Raw genomic sequence first — 21,017 nt, 5'->3', positions numbered from 1 at the left:
CAATGAGTAAAGTCATTGGTATTGATTTAGGAACAACCAATAGCTGTATGGCCTTTACAGAAAATGGCCATACGACGATTATTCCTAATAGTGAAGGGGGCAAAACCACACCTTCGGTAGTGGCTTTTGATAAAGATGGGAATCGTTTAGTGGGGGAAGTAGCGAAAAGACAGATGGCGATGAATCCGACCCAGACCATTTCATCGATTAAAAGAGATATGGGGACGACTAAAAAACATAAACTTAATGGCCGTAACTATTCCCCTCAGGAAATCAGTGCCATGATTTTACAAAAGCTCAAGATCGATGCCCAGGACTACTTAGGTGAAGAAGTCCATCAGGCCGTTATTACCGTGCCTGCTTATTTCAATGATGATCAGCGTCAGGCTACTAAAGATGCCGGAAAGATTGCCGGTTTAGACGTCTTACGGATTATTAATGAACCGACTTCGGCCGCTTTAGCGTATGGGTTAGAAAATGATTATGGCCAAAAGGTCATGGTCTTTGACTTAGGCGGGGGCACCTTCGATGTCTCAATTATTGAAATTGGGTCAGGTGTTATTGAAGTCTTATCAACCAGTGGTGATAACCACTTAGGCGGTGATGATTTTGATGCCTGTCTGGCAAATTATATCTTTGAAGATTTCCAGTTAAAGGAAGGCATTGATTTACGTAAAGATATCGTCGCTAAATCAAGAGTTATTGAAGCCGCTGAAAAAGCGAAAAAAGATTTATCGACAATGCAGACAGCTACCGTTTCTTTACCATTTATTATCAATTTATCAACCGGTCCAAAAAACTTGGAAATGACGATTGATCGTCAGATGTTTAATACCTTAACCGCGCACTTAGTAGAACGCTGCGTGGTCCCAATGCAAAATGCTTTAAATGATGCCCGCATTACACCCAATGATCTTGATAAATGTATCTTAGTAGGCGGTTCATCTCGTATTCCTGCCGTCATTGATCGCGTTCGTCAGGTTATTGGCAAAGAGCCTTCTCATTCCTTAAACCCTGATGAATGCGTGGCGATGGGAGCGGCGATCCAAGGGGCTAAGCTATCGGGTTCATTGATTGTCTCCGGTAATCCGGAAAGTAATGATGTCCTCTTATTAGATGTCACGCCGCTTACTTTATCGATTGAAACCTTAGGAGGTGTCGCGACGCCGCTTATTCGTCGTAATACGACAATTCCAACAACATATTCCCAGGTCTTTACAACCAGTGCTAATTTCCAGACTCAGGTTGAAGTCAATGTTTTACAGGGAGAAAGACCATTAGCGAAGGATAATAAATCCTTAGGTAAATTTAAATTAAAACATATCAAACGTGCTTTAAGAGGGGTTCCACAAATTCAGGTCACCTTTGATATTGATGCCAATGGTATTGTCAATGTCTCGGCAAAGGATTTAGCCAGCGGCAATGAGCAGCATATTACGATTGAGTCATCCACTCATATGAGTGATTCAGAAATTGAAAAAGCGATGCGCGAAGCCAAAGCATTCGAAGCGGAAGATCGTAAGAAGAAAGAGAGAATCAACTTCAAGAATGATTCAGAAATGTATGTAGCCAGCTTAGAGAATGCTTTGCTCAATAGCAAGAAAACAATTGATAAAGAGACCTTAAAGAATATTAAGAATCAGTTATCAAATTATAAGAAAGCCTATAAGAAATTTGATTTTGAACATAGCTCTGATGGGGACTATCAGAGTATCAAAGAACAGTTTGATGCATTAAAACAAGTTTCTGCAGGTATTGTAGGAGAATAAGATGGAATTAATCTATGAGAAAGACAATCAGCGCGCAGCCTTATACGATGCGGGAAAGCTGATTGGCGAATGTGATTATGAATTAGAAGATGATCACTGGGTGATTACCCATACTTTTGTGGAGAAAGCTTATGGTGGTCAGGGCTTAGCGCGTAAGTTAGTCAATACTTTAATCGAAGTAGCAAGAAAAGAGCAGATCCGTATCAAACCAGTATGCTCTTATGCTGTAAAAGTATTAAGTGATCAGACATACGATGATGTGAGACTATAGGGTTTCCTATAGTCTTTTCATTACGTTGTAAAAAAGATATTAAGATTGTGTAAAATATATGTTATAATGCTTCATACGAAACTGTGTTTCAAAATATGAAAAAGTAAAGGGGCTTTATAATGAAAGAAATGTATGATAGCTTGACCGGTGTTTATGATACACAAGGCTATTACAATAAAGTAGAAAATAGCCATCCGGGATTAGTGACAATCTGCGTTGATATCTCCGGCATGAAGAATATTAATATGACTTATGGTTATACGACTGGCGATCATGTCTTAAAACGAACAGCTCATATCCTCACGCGGGTATTTGATCATGCTATTATTGGTCGTTTTAACGATGATGCGTTTTTCATTCGCACCAATGAAGCAGGATTATTAGAGAAAGTTGAAAAGAGTGTGCGCTACTCTAAATATTATAAAGGGGATATCAGTGTTTCCTTAAAGATTGGTATTTATTTAGGAGAAGCAGGTGAGAATGCCCACTTAGCCTGCGATCGTGCCCGCATGGCTTTGGGTACGATTAAAAATGATTTCTCTAAATATTACCAATATTATAATCAAAAGATGTCGGAAAACTATGAGAATCGTCGTTATATTATTGAACACTTTGAAGACGCTATTTTCAATAAATATATTAAAGTGTACTATCAGCCCATTATGTATGCGATGAGTAATTCAGTTGCTAGCTTAGAAGCTTTAGCAAGATGGGATGATCCCATCAAAGGCTTTCTTTCCCCAGGCGACTTTATTGATGTTTTAGAAAGCGTCAACTTATGTTACCAGCTGGACTTGTATATCTTAGAGCAGGTCTGCATCGATATGAAAGAATATCTCAAACAAGGGAAAGAGATTGTCTCAACTTCCATTAACTTATCACCTAATGATTTCTTAAATATTGATATGGTGGCAGCGGTGAAAGAGGTTGTAGACTATCATGGGATCGACCATCATCATTTCATTATTGAAATTACTGAAAGTGCCTTTATTAAAGATCCTAAAACCCTTAAAAAAGCGGTTGATGGTTTTCACAACGAAGGCTTTCAGGTATGGATGGATGACTTTGGTTCTGGTTATTCTTCTCTTAATATTTTAAAAGAATATAACTTTGATCTCATTAAGATTGATATGGGCTTTTTAAGACATTTAGAAGACTATCCGAAAGGGAAACTCATTATTAAACATATGGTAGAGTTAGCCAGAGACTTAAATATTAATACCTTAGTAGAAGGGGTAGAAATCTCATATCATGTGATGTATTTAAGAGGTATTGGCTGTGATTTATTACAAGGCTTCTATTTCTCTAAACCCATTCCTTTAGGCGATCAGTTACATACCTTATTAGCTGAACATGTCGATGTTAATGATGCTTATTATAATGATATAGATAAAGCCTTCTATCATTTAGATCACACAACTATGCCGATAGAATTACGTAAAGAAATAGAACAGATCGCTTATTCCTTAATAGAGTATCAGCCTGGTATGATTCATTTTATTAAAGGAAATCATACCTATCTTGATTTTTTAGAAGCCCATGATTTATATAACTCTCAGGAATATCGTTTACCAACCACCAAAGGTTTTGAAGAAGCAATCCAGACAGCCATCGCTTCTAAGCAATGGGTCTTTTATGAAGAATCTTCCTCACATTATGAATTCTCTAAAGGTTGGATCTATCCCATCAGAAAAAAACCTCATAGCAATATTTGGGCCTTAATGTTAATAATGAATAGATAAGTCACACTATTTCTAATTAATGAAATATTTAATAATTTATGATACTTTTCTCTTGCGTCTACGAATTAATGTGCTAAAATATAAGTAGAGATAAATAGGGAGGTATAAATCTTATGTTAAGAGAAAAATTAAGAAATAAGAAAGGTTTTACGTTAATCGAAATCATCGTCGTGATCGTAATCTTAGCTGTATTAATGGCTGTAGCTGTTCCTTCAGTTATGTCATACATGAATGAAGGCCAGAAAGCTAAATATGAAGCTGTCGCTAGAACTGTATTGATTAATACTCAGACTGAATATGCAAATGAAGTTGCAAATGGAAGTTATAGTTTCGATACTGCAAAGACTAATATTGCTAAGAAGAATTATGGTGATGGTGTAACAGTTGCAGTAACAAAAATTGATTTAACAGCAGGAGAATCTGGAAGTAGTGCAGCTGAAGATCAGGATGTTAAGAGTGTCACTGCTACAATTACAATTGATGAAAAGACTAAAACTGCAACAATTGCAGCTAACAAGAAAGTTACTTTAAGCTAATACGTCTTATTTTTGCAAAAGTTGTTGCGTTTATGCAACTATAAACTAAAAGGTTAATCTCATTGAGGTTAACCTTTTTTACGTTTAGTTTTGAATGAATATTATTGATCAATTTTTAGACTGTAGTGTAAACTGTTCAGAAAACTAGGTATGACTCATTTTTCTGGAAATGAATAGTCTTAATACGAATTTGTGGCTTATGACGATATTATTTATTTATGATGATAAGCCATACCAAGTATGCAGAAGAAAAATGGTGATGTGTAATACATGGTATTGCCGAATGATGATTGGAATAAATAACCAAATGATGCGATTAATGCAACAATCGTTGATATAGATAATAAAGTTGCATTGTGGTAACCACGTAAATACATGAGAAATATAGCGACTACATAAATAATAAGTGCTGGTAAACCAAAGAAAACAATCTGTTGGAGAAATTCATTATGAGGACGTGTTTCACCAGTTTCCTTTTTCATGGAATCAGTTATGCCTTCAATGCCATATCCGGTTAAATAAGTTAAAGGTTTTTTATTGAGCTGATTAACGGAATATGTCCATAGTTTCCAACGACCGCTGCCAGCCATTTGTGCTTCTGAGTTTTCTTCAGTAACGTTGTTAAGATCTGCAAACAAAGCAATAAAGTTTCCACCAGAGGATGGATTAACTGCTTTTACAAACACAGTTGATAATATAATAATGACTGCTATCGTGATAATTTTTCTCTTATTGATGAGATTGATTTTAAAACTGATTGCTAGGGCAAATATCAAACCTATGAGAACACCTAGATAGCTGCCAAAGGTATTATTAAATACCAGGACTATAAAGTTAAAACAGAATATAACTAGGTATTTAAGGTTATATTCATTGGTAAGAAAATAAGACATACTAACAAGACAAACAATAGTCAAATAATAACCATAGTGATTGGTGTTGTAAAAGACTGATGACCATAATGTCATGAACTGATCATTAAATAGATTTATATAGTTTAACAAATCAAATAAGACAAGAATCATACTTGTATACATCAATAAATGTAATAAAGAATCTTTTTGCTTTACTGTGACAATAGCACCACACATAAAATAAATCAGATAATATCTTAAGAAAGAGAAAAGAGATTCATTACGATAATAAGTACCGTGTAATGCATATGGGGTAAACCCATTAATTGCTGTAGTAATAATGATCCATATAGAAAGAATAATAAACAGTAGTATGGATGGATGATTTATAATGTGTTTTTTAGTAAGCTTGTGATCGAAATATAATCTTAACAAATAAAGGAAAATAGCTAAAATACCAAATACTGTGTCAATCACGTTGAGATATCTTATTGTATAAGCATAGGGATTATACATTTCTAAATCAAATGACATCGTTGTTGTCAGAGCTTTGATAAGCTCAATAATCACCGATATGAAGAATGTGGCTATGGGAATACAGGCTATTTTACCGATTAGGGGATAGGTAAGGTTTTGGTTTATTTGTGAAATATCTTTAGATTTTATGAGTTGAATAAAGTCATTCATGTATTTACTCCTCGTGTAGAAAATCAATTAAACTATACACTATTTTGAGGGTCACAAGAAAAGAAATCGATAATATTTTTATCTTTTCTTGATACCAAGATTATAGAAGGTATAATATTATTAGTGAATACAAATGGGAGGTAAATTATGGTTGAAAAATTATTGAAGTTATTCATTGCATCGGCAATGGTATTTTCACTCACGTTAGTGAAAAATACGCATGTACATGCAGCGGAATCGAATTTAGAAAGTGAAACAGGAGTGTTTCCAAATTCAAATACAATTCGTGAAGATGCTGACTTGTTGTCTAGTTTGAAAGTTGTTGGAACAAAATTGCAGTCACGTAAGGTAGAAGACAGCATTGATCTTTACCGATGGTTATATGATATTCTGTATTTAAACAATAAGTATAGCGATTCTATTTCAAGTAATAGCATTAAAGATGAATTTAATGAAGCAAGAGATCATATCCCTTTTAAAGGTGTTGATGAAAATGGGAATGAGATTTTTACAGGTGATAAATATTATAATAGTATGAATGCTGTCTTAACGTCACTTCAAAAAGAAATAGTTGGGGAAGATTCATTTCAGTCTTTACGTAGTAAAAAGGATGCACAGATTCTTTCACAAATTAAAGATGGTAAAAGCTTAGATGATTTAAGAGAAAATCCAAAAATGTCATCTGGCGATGAGAACTTCTTTAACATTTATTATAAAAGAGGACAAGATTATAAAGATAAAACTATTAAATTAGATGAATCTTATAAAGAGTGGATTAATAATCTTAGAAGATTAAATGCTAAATTTCCTCAATCATCCATTTATTATAATTTTGTTGATATTCTTAATGAAGCCTATAAAAATACACCAGTGAATTACTATAATGAAATCTTTGGTGCTTTAAATAGTTTATGGGATCAGACACATTATGACTTTGCTCATGTTACATCAAATACATTAGACTCTATTGAGATTAAACAAAATCCATCTGTTACAACTTATACTGATGGAGAAACATTTAATAGTAATGGGTTAGTTATTGATGGAACATATAAACAGGTATGGTCTGATGGGAGAACACCTACTACATACACTGTCAATAATATGAAGTATACAACTGATACAAGTACAAAGTTAACATACTATGATAATAGTGGTAATCATATTACATCATGGCCGGTAACGGTGAATGATGGTGTGACATCTAAGACGGTTAATGTACCTATTACTATTAAACCTAAGCTTAATAGTACAAAGTTAACATCTATTAGTATTGCATCTCAACCTAAGAAGACAGTTTATACTGATGGTGATGCATTTAAAACTGATGGCTTATCTATTAAAGGAACATTTTCTAAAACATATAGTGATGGCAGTGTAACTTATGAAGATAAGGATAATATGGATTATAGTCTATCATCTACTTATTTATCTGTAGGTCAAACTGCTATTACGGCTACTGTTACTTCTGATGGTATTACGAAATCAGTGGATATTCCTGTTACTGTGAATGCTAAACTAAATTCAACTAAGTTATCTTCTATTAAGATTGCTAGTAATCCTACTAAGTTAACTTATAATGAAGGGGATAAGTTTGATGATACAGGATTAGCTATTACGGGGACTTATGAAAAGGATTATAGTGATGGCTCTAAACAGTATTATGATCAGGCGAATATGAGTTATACTGTTGTAGATGGAGATTCATTAAAATCAACACAAAAGAGTGTTAAAGTAAGAGTTAATGATGATGGTGTTGAAAAGTCAGTAGAGATTCCAGTAACTGTTAATAAAGTTGTTAAAGAAGCAAGCATTGATCAGTTATACTTTGTATCACATCCTAATAAGGTGAAATATAAAGCAGGGGATAAGATTACAACGAAAGGTATGAAAGTGAATGCTGTAATCAAAAAGACGATGTCTGATGGTTCTACTGTATATGAAACAAAGAAGAATGTAAAAGTTCTTACTTCATATCCATATGCCGTAGCTCAGATTGGCTCTACTGTCTTAACGATTACCTATAAGTACAAAGAAAATGGTTTTAGTGATTCTAAAGATTTAACACAAGATATTGAAGTAAATAAAAAAGATACGCATTTAGTCAATGTCTATAAACCTGCTAAGGTTAAGATTAAATCAATTAAAGCGGGTAAGAAGAAATTGACTGTGAAATGGAAAAAGTCAAAACATGCAAGAAAGTATAAAGTTTACTATAGAGTAAAAGGTACTAAGAAATGGAAGTCTAAAACAGTCAAGAAAACATCTTGTACAATCAAGAAGCTAAAATCTAAGAAGACTTATCAGGTAAGAGTCCGTGCTATTAACTTAACGTTAAAGGGTAAATACTCTAAGACGAAAACTGTGAAAGTAAAATAACATCTTGAAAGCGTGTTGTTAACAATTTAGTGACTTGGTATGATTTTTAGTTGATAGCGCACAATTTAATATCTCTCTACGAGTCATAAATTCCATTAACTTTATTTTTACAGATCAAATATACTATTGCTAAACTTAAATATACTTTCTTTACTGAGTTGGCGAATGTAGAAATATTGCTGATGCTGTCTCAGCATCCCTAAAAGCTTTGTAACTTTCTCGCTGATATTGAGTTTTCTGAAATTATATTGGATCATAAATAACGAGTTATATCTATTTATATACTTTGTAGATATATTTCTATAATAGATGATTTCTGATTCAATAAATGAATGAAGTCCATTTACAGTATTCAAATGATCAGTTTTTGTATACTCATCGAGTTTTAGATGCTTTACGCCGCAATTTCGTTTTTTCAGACTCCAGTCATAAATATTGATACCATCTATAAAGCAGTAGCTTTCTTTATCAATATGCTGACAAAATTCATAGCCATTCACGTCAGTAGGTCGACCGGTATTATAGGTGTGAATAAATGTATTTCCGCCTCGGGAAACTACGGTCATAATACATACTAGAATATCAGTTATGCCTGGTTTCGGTGCTATTGATCCATGTTTTCGAGGATCAACGCCTTCCAGCTTGGTCCCTTTATGACTCGCCAGGATGTACTTCTCATCTATTTCAGCTACATCACCTACAGAATCATTAGCTAGGATCATTTCAATGAAATGAAGTAGCTTATGACGCATTCTAAATACAGTTACATAATGCACACCGATTTTGAATGCAGTTTCGCGTAAAGCTAAACCGTTGAGTGTATCTTTAAGAACAATTTTCCACTTTGAAAGGCTCTGATGTGAATAGAAAGTTAATTGACCGGTATCCGCTACAAAGCGTTTATTACAGCTTTTACATCTATACATTTGCTTGCCACTTTTTGTGTGTCCTGCTTTGATCATTTTAGGATGTTTTTCAGGACATTTTGGGCAATGCTCTATGATAGGTGTAGACGCAGTTTCATTAGCTTCAATATACTCCTCAACCATATCAAGAATCTGTTCAATTTGAAATTGATCTAGTTTAATATTAGATAAGTTAGCAGCAATGTTTTGAATTTCCATATTAATACCTCCAGGTACTATATATTTTAGCAAATATACATATATCCTGATGTTCAATACATCGCTTGAAAGGGATAAATACGGAGCTTATATGTGAAAGTCACTTATTTGTTAACAACACGCTTGAAAGTAATCTTCTTCGGAAGATTATTTTCTTTTAGAAAGAAAACTCTTTTTAGCTACAATTATAATATTGTTGATAAAAATAAAAGCGATCTACATATTAAACGATATATAATAATATAAATAATATGTCATTGTACAAGAAACACTTATCATTGTATTGAAATGAAATTGTGTTAAAATACAGTTAGAGGAAACTAAGAAGGTGAAAATTATGCTAAAAGAAGAAACGAGAAACAAAAAAGGTTTCACTTTGATCGAAATCATCGTTGTTATTGTCATTTTAGCTGTATTAATGGCTGTCGCAGTTCCTTCAGTTATGTCATATATGAAAGAAGGACAAAAAGCTAAGTATGAGGCAGTTGCCAGAGCAGCTTTAATTAATACTCAAATAGCTGTTGCAAAAGATATTGCAGATAATGGTAAAGCTGATGATTGTCTTGAAGTTGCTAAGTGGGTTGAAGTTTTTGATGATACAAGAACAAATTATAAATTTTATGGTTCAAAGAAAAGCTATGGAGATAATGTAAATAAAATCTTTATCAATGAAATATTTTTAACAGGAGATGATAATTCTAGTGATAGAGATGTAAAATCAATTACATTGTATATTCAGTTAAAAGGAGATAAAGGATTTCGCAAGGTAGAAGTTAAAGTCAATGGAAAGATGACAGTTGCAGATTCAAACGTTTTAATTGTTCCAGGTCATGGTACAGCTGTTCATTATAATGAGAAAGCTAAATGATAAAGATTATTAGGAGTAACAGCTTGTTTGGGTAGACTAATTTGAAAAGATATTTAGACAATAATCTTCTGCGGAAGGTTATTGTCTTTTTTGTAAAAGAGTTGAAACAGATGAATAATAAAGTTAAGAAAAGAGTCCGAGAATGGAACATTTCTCAGAGATCTTTTGAAATCTTATCTGAATTAGTTTTAAACAATAAGGATACAACAGACTTCATATTAGATTGGGAATATGGCTTCGATCGTTTAGATGAAAAACGAATGATGATATTATAAATTTCTATGATGTATTTTTAGTTATGATACATTTGCGGATATTTGGTATGAATATGCTAGTTTTATAGAGATCGTGAAGCTTATTTTGAGTGGGCTATTTGAGTGATGCGTAGTCATCACTTTTAGCTTTTAGAGGCCTTGAATAAACAATAGAATACAACTATGATAATGTCTATAAAGGAGATGGAAATGATGAAACTAAAATTAAATGATGTCTTAGAAGCATTAGAAGGAGCAAGTGATGATACAGGATATGTACTAGATATGCAAACAGGAGAAATCCATGTATTCTTTGATGATGATTTTGATGACTTCGATGATCCTGAAGAAGCTCAGGAAGAAATAGAAGAAGGAAGTGATCGTTATCTCGCTTTACCTGATTCGTTTGATATTAATGAATATGAAATGATGGAACACTTCTTATGGACAATCACCGATGAAGAGGCTCGTCATACACTTGATGTGGCTATGCGCGGCAAAGGGGCTTTTAGAAGATTTAGAGCGAAGCTCCATGCATTAGGTTTGGAAGAGGACTGGTATGACTATCGGTCTAAACAGTATGAACGTATTGCTCGTGACTGGTGTGAAGTCAATCATATTGAAATAGAAGAATAATGATAATACATTTCTGGTCTTATGAATAAATGATAAAGTTCTTTCATAGTGATAGGATAACCGCTATAATGGTAAAGACGAATATGTATAGGTGGTGCAGATATGAATTTAGAATCAAAAGTCAGTGATAGAATAAAATCAATTAAGCCTTCAGGGATTAGAAAGTTCTCTGATTATGCGAAAACATTTGATCATGTGATTTCATTAGGAGTAGGGGAACCTGATTTTACAACACCTCCTAAAATATGTGAAGCTGCGATTAAGGCTATTCAGGAAGGGAAAACCCATTATACGGCTAATAGAGGTCTTTTAGAATTAAGAGAAGAAATCTGTCAATATTATAATCGTAAATATCATGTCAGTTATGATGCGGCTACGGAATGTTTAGTAACGGTAGGGTCTTCAGAAGGAATTGATCTGGCCATAAGAACATTTGTGGATCCAGGTGATGAAGTCATTTTAACAAATCCAGGATATGTTGCGTATGAATCAGCGGTGAAAGCAGCGGGTGGTCAGATGGTCAAGTTACCACTCAATGAAGAACATGAGTTTAAAATTGAAGCGGATGTCTTAGAATCACTTATTACCCCTAAGACAAAAGTATTAATCATGAATTATCCAAATAATCCTACGGGTGCTTTTATGAATAAAGAGGAACTGGCGGCGTTAGTACCTGTTATTCAAAAACATGACTTAATCGTTATCTCTGATGAGATCTATTCTGAATTAAGTTATGATGAAGAGTATACGTCTCTAGCATCCTTTGATGAAATCAGGGATCAGGTTATTACCATCAATGGTTTCTCTAAATCTTTTGCGATGACGGGCTGGCGTTTAGGTTACGTTTTAACCAATCCAGTGTTCTTAAGTGAAATGGTTAAGATTCATCAGTTGGGAATTATCTGTGCGAATTCTTTTGCCCAGTATGCGGTTTTAGAAGGGCTAAAGAGCTGTGATCAGGATGTTGCTAAGATGCGTGAGGAATATAAACAGCGTCGTGATTATCTTGTCAAAGCTTTAAATGATATGGGCTTACAGACCTTTATGCCTAAAGGGGCTTTCTATACCTTCTCCAATATTAAGTTTACCCATATGACGTCTGAGGAATTCTGTGTGGCCTTAGTGAAAGAACAAAGAGTAGCTCCGACACCAGGCAGTGCTTTTGGCGAAGCTGGCGAAGGGTATATCCGTATTTCTTATGCTTATTCCTTAGCGCAGCTGCAAGAAGCGATGGGAAAACTTCGTCAATTCTTAAAACGTTTTCAATAATCTTCCTGCGGGAAGATTATTTTCTTTAGAAGTCATTTTTAAAGTGTTACTATAAAGATAAAGAGGAGCTGATATTGTTATGAAAACATTAGTTATCATTGATATGCAAAATGATTTTGTCGATGGGGCTTTAGGCACGAAGGAAGCAGAGGCCATGGTGCCTCATTTATTAGAAAAAGTGAAAACCTTTGATGGTGATCTGATCTTTACTAAAGATACCCATCCTCAGAATTATGCCGAGACTCAGGAAGGTCATTTATTACCAGTTGCCCATTGTATTAAGGGAACGAAAGGATGGAAGTTAATTCCTGAGTTAGCGAAGATCGCAGCGGAAAGACATGCCCCAATCTTTGAAAAACCAACCTTTGGCTCTGTTGATTTAGTCAAGGAACTCAAGAAACGTTATGATGCTGGACAATTAGAATCAGTTGAATTTGTCGGTTTATGCACTGATATCTGTGTTATTTCTAATGCCTTATTAACGAAAGCAGAAATGCCGGAATTACCGATTTACTGTGATGAAAGCTGCTGTGCCGGGGTGAGCGTAGAAAAGCACCAGGCGGCTATTGAAGTAATGAAAAGCTGCCAGGTCATGATGAAAGGAGACAATCATGAGTAAGAAAGTCAAAAAGAAAAAGAATAATGCGAAAAAGAAACCAACCAATAAACCAAAGAAAACAGAAACACAATATGATGATACAGAAGACTTTTTAGGCAGTGATGACGATGCATTTGAGGAATTCATGAGTATTTTAAAAGATCAAAATATCAATGATTTCCTTTCGGAAATTTTATCTGCTGATCCTTTGTTAGATGCTTTTTATAGCGGTTTAGATACCATTAAAAACGAGGCGGAATATAAAGCTTATGTTGACTCTTTCATTGTGAAAAATTCACATCTTCCGGGGATCGAAGAATTTGCGGTAAGAATGCAGGAGATGCCAGTTGATGAAAAGATCAAACGATTTATGAAGCTGATTCAAGAAAATCTTGATGAATATTACCAGACCAATTGGGATGGCAAAGAAGATTTTATGAGATTTGATGCAGAAGATCATGTTCTTTCCCTGTTTTCTGAATTAAATCAAATTTTTGCGGATCATAAAATGTATAGTCGCGGCATCAGCCTTTGTTTACAAGCGATTCAGTTTTTAGAGGATGATCCTTATAACTTTACCGCTTACCTGATGACTTATTATTGCGCATTAGAGAAAAAAGATAATGTGGATGAATTCTTAGCGGTCATTGAAGAGGCTTATGATAAAGTTGATGTGGATATTTTATTACCTGTTTCGATCTTCTACTATGTCTATGGTGATGAAGAAAGAGCCCGTGAGGTATTATTTGAAATGATGAACAATAATACTGGCACTGAGCGTTTTATCTTCAACTATGATCAGATTGATGATGAATTAGATGAATATTTCATGAACGAAGAAGATGAAGATGACTATCCTCCTTATACCTTTGAAACTTTTGCGATCATCTATGATCAGATGTATTGGTATATCATGGATCATGATGATTACTTTACTTGGGCTAAAGCACAATTAGAAATTACAAATAATTAAAAAGACTTATCATAATGAGAAAAAGATGGTATAGTGCTAAGAAGGAGGATGCTATGAGAAAGATTGCCTATATCATTAAGTTTACATCAAAAAGAAAATACGCTGATGCGTTATGTAATGGATCATTCTTTATGCATCCGGCACATTATTATCAGGCATTACAAAATGGGAGAGGGGATGCCCTGGAGGGGGCCTTCTCCCATTTATATATTCCAGAAAAAAGACTTTACTTACCGATTTATTCTCTTTATGTCGTTTATGAAGATCAGGTTCATGATCATCGTATTACGATTGATGCTCGGATGATGGATCATTTTGGCTCTTATTATGCAACCATCTTTAAATGGGAAGACTGGGCTTTATTTATGCAGTCACACTGCTTTACACAAACCTATGCCTATGGTTTAGTCACATATCAGGATATGAATTTAGAAACCTTTACCCGTTTAGTTAATAATCACCGCTATGAACATTTACTTACCAAAAGACCATCCTATCATTATCAGCATGAATTTCGTTTGATCATTGATGATCCTTTATCCAAGGAAGAGATGATGATTGGTAAGATGTATCATGCAACGACCTTAATACCTAAAGGGACGATTGTCGATATGAAAAAGTGTCTAAAAGACCATGATTATTTCATGATCGATATGAATGGTGCAATGATTTATTGTGACTATGAAAATCTTATGTCATAAATATATAGAAATTTTGAAAATGGGTTTTTATTTGAAATAATAGTGCTATAATGACCACGTATAGAGGGTTAAGTCATGAATTTATCAAAGAGAAAAAACGTGATCATTGCAGTGCTTGTTTTCCTGTTAGGAATGGCTATTGTTGGAGTAACAGCCAGACAAGAGAATATTGCACAAAAGCAAAGAAAAGTTGTTAAAGCACAGTTACATTTAAATAGTGCAACAGCGAGTCTCAAGAAAGACTTACAAGAGGCCGCTACTGCTACTGAGGTCTTAGAAGCTGTAGCTCATGCCACCAATGGTTCCACTGCAGAACTTTATAAAACTATGAAAAGTACTTATGAAAAGACGAAAAATATTTATTCATTACATATCGCTCCCAAAGGTGTTGTGACATCAGTCTATCCGCCAGTTAAAAACAAAATGGGAAAGATTGATTTCTTACATGATCAGGAAACCAAAGAGGTTTCCGTCTATAGCCGGAACAAAAATGTGACAATTATTCGTGGACCCTTTGCCCTGCAGGAAGGGGGACAGGGGATTGCTATTCAAAATCCGGTCTTTCTCCACAACAAGTTCTGGGGTTTTACGGTCGCTTCGATTAAAACCAATGATTTGTTCAATGATTCCTTAAGCTCTCTGGAAGATTCTGGTTATTATTACAATCTTTATAAATCACATGTTAATGAAAGCAGCTTTGAAAAGATGGCCTCTTCGCATCACAAATTGTATCATCCGGTTGTAGCTTATTTTAGAGTCGGCGCATCAAGCTGGAAGCTAGAAGTAGAAAAAGCAAATGCTAATGTCATATCTAAAGAAGTGATGCTCATCATCATATTAGGAACGCTTTTAGCCATTGTTATTTCGGTAATGCTTTATATGATCCTCTCTTACCTCAAATCACAAAAAGAATTAACCCGCTTAGTCAACGTCGATTATTTAACGAATGTCTATAATCGTCATGGCTTTGATAGCCATAGCTCAGAATTATTAAAAGAACATCCAGAAGGCGTTTATACGGGATTATTAATTGATGTGGATAACTTCAAATCAGTTAATGACCTCTATGGCCATGCCATCGGTGATGAAACCCTTAAACATTTAGCAGGCATGTTAAAACTGTATTTTGGTCATCATGCCATCTATGGCCGTAATGGCGGTGATGAATTCTCTGCCCTGATCAAGAATATGAATGAAGAAGAAGTGACGGTGTTTTTAAATAAGTTTATTCATCGACCATTCAGTTTTGAATATCAGGGGAAAGAATACAAGTACTCTATTTCTATTGGCTATGCGATCTATCCGACCCAGGCCAAAGACTTATCTGAACTTATGCGTAAAGCCGATATGGCCTTATATTCTGTTAAACTGCGTGGAAAACATGGCTTATCTCTCTCGTATAATATGTTTGTAATTTGATTAAAGAATCATCGCTAATAATTGATGATTCTTTAGATTTGAATATACACTTCAAATCCAGGATAATAGATTCTGTTTTGAACCTAAGGTTGTATTCTTTCTCCTTGCGGCCCCTATGGGATGTCCGCTTCACATAGACTTATTCCTCAGCCAAAACAGTTCTTTATACCCTAATGAGTTTGTTGAAGCTTTGTTTGCATTGTCTTCTTATTTTCGAGGTTGCGTTTGTCTTGGCTTAGAGGTGCAGTTCAAAACAAATTACTATCAATTTATGAAATGAGGTACTTATCGTGAAAAACAATATCTTTTCAAAACAATATGATTTATTTATCGGTTTAGACGTTTCTAAAGGCAAAGCAGATGCTGCCATTTATAAACGTAACAGAGATAGAAATGTTAAATCCAAATTTGTTCGAAAGGCGATAAAGTTTAAATTCACCAAGCCAGGTGTCGATGAGTTCCTCGATACCGTTAGACATTACAAAGATGAAGACTGCCTGAGCGTTCTTTTCACAATGGAAGTAACAGGCGTGTACTCTGACAATGTCTATATGTATATACGCGATCATCTCCAGGAAAGTGAAGCAGTTAAGTTTCTGGATACTAAATTCGTTGACAGGTGGCGCGATGCACACGGATATGCCAAATCCGATCCACTTGACGCTAAGACTATTGCACAGATGTGCGCAACTGATGATGATGCACGTTATGTTGAAAAAGCTCCTAATTACAACGAAGAAAACAACAAAAAAGGACATGCGAATCTAAAACTTCTGACGCATCGCTATCAGCAGCTGAATAAACAGCTAAATGCTGAATACAATCGACTGAGTGCACAGTGTGAAAAGTTCTTCCCGGAGCTTACCGCTGTTTTCTCAATAAGTTCTGCGACTGCGCTTGCAATCTTAGAGGCATATCCTACTGCACATCATATCATTAAATCTTCTAAAAATGAAGTCTTTAATGTGGCTTACGAGGCCTCTAAGCATCGCTGTAAGGAAGCTAAAATAGACGATTTGTTCGATCTTTGTGAAAATACCATTGTTACTCTTAATGTTCCTCAGGAAGCTGAACTGATCACCGTTGAAATGGTCAGCAGTATCAGAAATCTGCTTCAGACAAGGAGAAACTACAAGAAAATGATGGTTAATCTTGCTTCAGAACAGCCTGCATTTAAGCGTCTTCAGACATTAATCGGTGTTGGTGAAGAATCCGCAGCTATGATTCTTGGTGAGGTATATGACATAGCTCTTTCCAAGAAAGCGGAAAACTTTGCATCATACTGTGGATTAACGCCAAGAAATAAGAAATCAGGTTCATCAGTTGATACCCATGGGAAGATTTCCAAAATGGGATCGCCTATCCTCAGACACGCTATATACCTGGCATCAGAGTATGCCAGACGGCATAATCCATACCTTGCCAACCTTTTTGCAAGGGTTAAAAATGGCAATAAGAAGCGCCATAAGCTTGCAATAGTAGCTGTTGCCAATAAGATGGCACGTTATATTTACGCTATTCTTAAGCATGATAGTGATTTCGTACTGCTTTATGAGGATCTCATGAAGCTTCCGGAAGATACCCGAGCCACGTTCTTCCAAAGTATTACTACTGACATTCCAGAAAAGACAAGAAGATGTATTTACAAATATTCTGATGAGAATGGTGTAGTACATGATTTTACCTTTACTGGAAATGACCCAGAAGAGTAATACTGTATGTAGATTTTTGATATAAAACACATATGTTTCAATAGCTTGTGACAACTTTCACATTTATACACACTAAGATGTTTTCTTTTTGTAATTTTTAATACTACATATTTATAGCACTCACCTCTAAGCCAAGACAAACTCACTTGGCTTTAGAATCAGAGTAAACAAAGATTCAATTAATTTATATAATTAACAAAATCAACTCCCCTCATATTTTCTATTGACATTTAATAGTATGTCTATGAGGAAGATATGGTTTATGAAGGACGCTCTAGCTTAGGCTTCAATCTTAAAGATTTATCTATAAATTTACCAGGCGCCTTCTTTATTTATCAGCATGACAGCGGAAAACTGCTCTTTGTCAATAAAGCGTTAGTTGATTTGTTGGAATATGACAGCGAAGCTGATTTTATGAAGGCAGTCCATGGCAATACAAAAGGTTTAGTCGTTTCAGAAGAATATGAACAGGCGAGAAATGAAGTCAAAGCGCAATTGCCACACAATAAGAAAAATGGGATGTATAGCTTAGATTATCACGTTGAAACACATAAAACCCATCGCAAAATCAAAGTTCATACCTTAAGTCATATGGTACATAATGAATACTTTGGCGATATCTCTTATGTCATTCTTGAAGAATTGCCCCAATAACGATAGGCGAGCCTATCGTTTTTTGATATAATGGGCGTGTTTTAAGGAGAAAAGGAAAATATGTTAAATACACTATTGCTTGTTAGTCCCTTTGTCTTTGGGGCAGGCTTTGTCGATGCGATTGCCGGGGGAGGCGGTCTGATCTCATTACCTATTTATATGATTGCTGGTTTACCAGCGCATCAGGCTGTCGCCACTAATAAAATGAGTTCCTCTTGTGGGACTGCTTTAGCTACATATCGGTTTTATAAAAATGGCTTTTTGGAAATCAAGAAAGCTATATGGCCGATGGCTGCAGCCATCTTAGGCTCATTATTAGGGGCGCGTTTGTCCTTATTAGCGAGTCCAAAAGTGTTAAATGCTCTGATGGTAGTGGTGATGCCAGTCGCGGCCTTTTGTATCTTCAATAAAAGTATTTTTAGAGATCATGCCTGGCACCGTATCACCAAGAAACGTTTACGCATTATGAGTCTCTGTTCATTTATTGTCGGCATTTATGATGGCTTCTATGGTCCGGGAACCGGGACATTCCTCTTATTAGCCTTTACCATCTTTGCCCGTTTAGGCATCGCCCGCGCGAATGCTTTTGTGAAGATGATCAACTTATCCACCAATGTAGCCGCGTTATCCGTCTTTTTAATGCAAGGGAAAGTGATTATTACAGTGGGTTTATTAGCTGCTCTTTGTAATATGGCAGGAAATTATCTTGGCAGTGGCCTCGTGATGGACAAAGGCGCTAAAGTTGTGAAACCAATGATGGCCGTTGTTTTAGTCCTTTTATTAGGCAAAGTCATTCATATATATTAAAGGAGTTGTAAAATGAATAAGATTTATTTAGTGGATGGCGAAAATATCGCCCCAAAAATGTTGGAAGGATTTGTGAAAAAGAAGAAACTTTCAGGGAAAGACCAAATCCATATCCTCTATACCAAAAACTCAGGAAATGATTATAAGAATCATAAAGTCTTTACTAAGAAAAAGAAGAATACCATTTATTTAGAAGTCGATGATGGCAAGAATGCCTTAGATTTTCAGTTATCGACTTATTTAGGTTATATCTTAGGAGTTGCTCCCTATGAAAAAGCTTATATCATTGCCAATGATAAAGGCTATGAAGCGACCGTTTCTTTCTGTAAAACATTAGGTCGTTATGTCAAAATTATTACTTTGGATTCTCCTAAAGAAGAAAAGAAAGAAAAAGAAGTAGAAATCACAATCAATAAAAAAGCGCATAAACGTTCAGAAGAAGAATGGGCTTTAGTCGCTAAAGAATACAAAAAAGCAAAACATAAGAAAAAGGTGCTTTATGCCTATGCTACATCACTTAATGACCTCTATCTTAACTGTATTCATTTACTTGGTCAAAAGGAAGGCGTTGCATATTATCGCGATCATAAAAGTGAATTCCGGGCACATTTTAAAGTCATATAACGATAGGCATGTATTAATTTAAAAAATCGTGTTACAATACCCATATAGGGTGAACGTTATGGATAGACTAAGAAAGATATTATTATATGGCGGTTTAACAAAAGAAGAATTTACCCATGTAAAAGAGAATTGTGATCACTATAATATTATTGCGTTAAAAGGTCTCTTACCCATTATCATGTGGGTGTTTTTGATCATGTTTATGATTAACGCAGTGGCACATTTTGAAAATACGCCGACCCAAATTGTCATTGGCATTACGTCTATGGCCTTAGTAGTTGAAAGGTTTGCCTTTGCCATGCTTTTAGAAGACAAGCCGCAGCGGGTGACATTATGTATGTATATAGGGATGGCGACGCTCTATCTGATGACAATCATCCAATCAATGGTTCAGCCATCATTGCCCACCGTGAGCTTTGTCGTTTTATTAGTGGCCTTGCCTATAGCTTTTACCGATATTCCGATCAGACAAATCATTGCCGGCAGTTTAGCATCTGCCCTTTATATTATTTTAAGCTATCATTTTGAAAATAGTCAGATTGCCTTATTTGATTCGATTGAAGTCATTATGTTTCTCTTTATTGGCACTATGGCTTCTGTTTTCTTAATCCCTTCCCGTATTCAGGCTTTTTACCAGGACTATCACATGCGTCTTTTAAGTGAGATAGATTTACTCACAGGGATTAAGAATCGTAACTGTTATGAAAAGGATATCCAAAGTCTGCAAGGTGATTTACCGCCCATCTTTGTGATCGTATACGTCGACGCTGATGGCTTACATAGTCTTAATAATGAAAAAGGCCATCATGCCGGTGATGAGATGCTCATTCATATCGCTCATACCTTAAGAAATCACTTTGGCGAAGCTTATACTTATCGCTTAGGCGGTGATGAATTCGTCGGCATCAGTTTCAATGATGAGATCGATGAAGTCTCTCATAAGATGAAAATAATCGCTCAACAGCTGATGGATGAAGGCATTCATATTTCTTATGGCATAAGTACAGGGCAAAGGCAGGATCTCATCGAAGATGTCATCCGCGATGCTGAACACCTGATGTATAAACAAAAACGAGCTTATTATACGCATACAGTTCATGATCGTCGTCAGCGCGAGGCAAGAATATAGGAAGTGACAAT

General features: G+C 35.2%; 20 protein-coding genes. 18 read left to right on the top strand and 2 right to left on the bottom strand.

All coding sequences use genetic code 11. The features are described 5' to 3' along the window. Positions 1-2: 2 nt before the first annotated feature. The 4 genes from dnaK to SG0102_RS08675 all read left to right on the top strand — a co-directional run bounded on the left by dnaK (position 3) and on the right by SG0102_RS08675 (position 4,318). The gene (dnaK, locus tag SG0102_RS08690; protein WP_125119585.1) at positions 3-1,769 is read left to right on the top strand and encodes a molecular chaperone DnaK; all 1,767 of its coding nucleotides are present in this window, start codon (positions 3-5) and stop codon (positions 1,767-1,769) included. A gap of 1 nt (position 1,770) precedes the next feature. Next, a complete protein-coding gene (locus SG0102_RS08685; protein WP_125119584.1) occupies positions 1,771-2,040 on the top strand; it encodes a GNAT family N-acetyltransferase in 270 nt (89 codons plus the stop codon). 119 nt (positions 2,041-2,159) lie between these two features. Next, positions 2,160-3,782, top strand: a complete 1,623-nt coding sequence (locus SG0102_RS08680; RefSeq protein WP_125119583.1) for a GGDEF domain-containing phosphodiesterase — start codon at positions 2,160-2,162, stop codon at positions 3,780-3,782. A 113-nt stretch (positions 3,783-3,895) separates the two neighbouring features. Next, entirely contained in the window at positions 3,896-4,318 is a 423-nt protein-coding gene (locus SG0102_RS08675; RefSeq protein WP_125119582.1) for a prepilin-type N-terminal cleavage/methylation domain-containing protein, read from the top strand. Positions 4,319-4,530: 212 nt separating this feature from the next. Here the strand turns inward: SG0102_RS08675 and SG0102_RS08670 are convergent, their stop codons facing one another. Beyond that, complete coding sequence (locus SG0102_RS08670) at positions 4,531-5,859, bottom strand: O-antigen ligase family protein (RefSeq protein ID WP_125119581.1); 1,329 nt, start codon at positions 5,857-5,859, stop codon at positions 4,531-4,533. Between the two features lie 534 nt (positions 5,860-6,393). Here SG0102_RS08670 and SG0102_RS08665 point away from each other — a divergent pair. After that, the gene (locus SG0102_RS08665; protein WP_157983014.1) at positions 6,394-8,238 is read left to right on the top strand and encodes a fibronectin type III domain-containing protein; all 1,845 of its coding nucleotides are present in this window, start codon (positions 6,394-6,396) and stop codon (positions 8,236-8,238) included. Positions 8,239-8,345: 107 nt separating this feature from the next. Here the strand turns inward: SG0102_RS08665 and SG0102_RS08660 are convergent, their stop codons facing one another. After that, entirely contained in the window at positions 8,346-9,362 is a 1,017-nt protein-coding gene (locus SG0102_RS08660) for an IS1595 family transposase (RefSeq protein ID WP_125118233.1), read from the bottom strand. Between the two features lie 337 nt (positions 9,363-9,699). Between SG0102_RS08660 and SG0102_RS15850 the strand changes: the two genes are divergently transcribed. The 13 genes from SG0102_RS15850 to SG0102_RS08600 all read left to right on the top strand — a co-directional run bounded on the left by SG0102_RS15850 (position 9,700) and on the right by SG0102_RS08600 (position 21,006). Further along, complete coding sequence (locus SG0102_RS15850; RefSeq protein ID WP_125119579.1) at positions 9,700-10,230, top strand: prepilin-type N-terminal cleavage/methylation domain-containing protein; 531 nt, start codon at positions 9,700-9,702, stop codon at positions 10,228-10,230. A 110-nt stretch (positions 10,231-10,340) separates the two neighbouring features. Next, complete coding sequence (locus tag SG0102_RS15370) at positions 10,341-10,505, top strand: hypothetical protein (RefSeq protein ID WP_157983013.1); 165 nt, start codon at positions 10,341-10,343, stop codon at positions 10,503-10,505. A 192-nt stretch (positions 10,506-10,697) separates the two neighbouring features. After that, the gene (locus tag SG0102_RS08650) at positions 10,698-11,120 is read left to right on the top strand and encodes a UPF0158 family protein (protein WP_157983012.1); all 423 of its coding nucleotides are present in this window, start codon (positions 10,698-10,700) and stop codon (positions 11,118-11,120) included. 102 nt (positions 11,121-11,222) lie between these two features. Beyond that, positions 11,223-12,389 carry a pyridoxal phosphate-dependent aminotransferase gene (locus SG0102_RS08645; protein ID WP_125119577.1) on the top strand — a complete coding sequence of 389 codons (1,167 nt, stop codon included), beginning with the start codon at positions 11,223-11,225 and terminating at the stop codon, positions 12,387-12,389. A gap of 79 nt (positions 12,390-12,468) precedes the next feature. Then, positions 12,469-13,008 (top strand): cysteine hydrolase family protein, encoded by a 540-nt coding sequence (locus SG0102_RS08640; protein ID WP_179951165.1) that lies wholly within the window; start codon positions 12,469-12,471, stop codon positions 13,006-13,008. Continuing rightward, entirely contained in the window at positions 13,001-13,960 is a 960-nt protein-coding gene (locus SG0102_RS08635) for a hypothetical protein (protein WP_125119575.1), read from the top strand. The genes SG0102_RS08640 and SG0102_RS08635 overlap by 8 nt, the downstream gene beginning before the upstream one ends. Before the next feature lie 53 nt (positions 13,961-14,013). Beyond that, on the top strand, positions 14,014-14,661 hold the full coding sequence (locus SG0102_RS08630) for a hypothetical protein (RefSeq protein WP_125119574.1): 648 nt from the start codon (positions 14,014-14,016) through the stop codon (positions 14,659-14,661). A 132-nt stretch (positions 14,662-14,793) separates the two neighbouring features. Then, positions 14,794-16,080 carry a sensor domain-containing diguanylate cyclase gene (locus SG0102_RS08625; RefSeq protein WP_157983011.1) on the top strand — a complete coding sequence of 429 codons (1,287 nt, stop codon included), beginning with the start codon at positions 14,794-14,796 and terminating at the stop codon, positions 16,078-16,080. 290 nt (positions 16,081-16,370) lie between these two features. Further along, a complete protein-coding gene (locus tag SG0102_RS08620) occupies positions 16,371-17,792 on the top strand; it encodes an IS110 family RNA-guided transposase (RefSeq protein ID WP_157983010.1) in 1,422 nt (473 codons plus the stop codon). 255 nt (positions 17,793-18,047) lie between these two features. Further along, positions 18,048-18,446 carry a diguanylate cyclase gene (locus tag SG0102_RS08615; RefSeq protein WP_125119571.1) on the top strand — a complete coding sequence of 133 codons (399 nt, stop codon included), beginning with the start codon at positions 18,048-18,050 and terminating at the stop codon, positions 18,444-18,446. 60 nt (positions 18,447-18,506) lie between these two features. Further along, entirely contained in the window at positions 18,507-19,253 is a 747-nt protein-coding gene (locus SG0102_RS08610; RefSeq protein WP_125119570.1) for a sulfite exporter TauE/SafE family protein, read from the top strand. A 12-nt stretch (positions 19,254-19,265) separates the two neighbouring features. Continuing rightward, a complete protein-coding gene (locus SG0102_RS08605) occupies positions 19,266-19,877 on the top strand; it encodes a PIN domain-containing protein (RefSeq protein WP_125119569.1) in 612 nt (203 codons plus the stop codon). Between the two features lie 58 nt (positions 19,878-19,935). Then, positions 19,936-21,006 carry a GGDEF domain-containing protein gene (locus tag SG0102_RS08600; protein WP_125119568.1) on the top strand — a complete coding sequence of 357 codons (1,071 nt, stop codon included), beginning with the start codon at positions 19,936-19,938 and terminating at the stop codon, positions 21,004-21,006. Positions 21,007-21,017 lie beyond the last annotated feature (11 nt).

The sequence above is a fragment of the Intestinibaculum porci genome, from assembly GCF_003925875.1.
GTDB lineage: Bacteria > Bacillota_I > Bacilli_A > Erysipelotrichales > Coprobacillaceae > Intestinibaculum > Intestinibaculum porci.
Note: the sequence above shows the minus strand (reverse complement) of the source record. Positions and strands in the feature narration are given on the sequence as shown.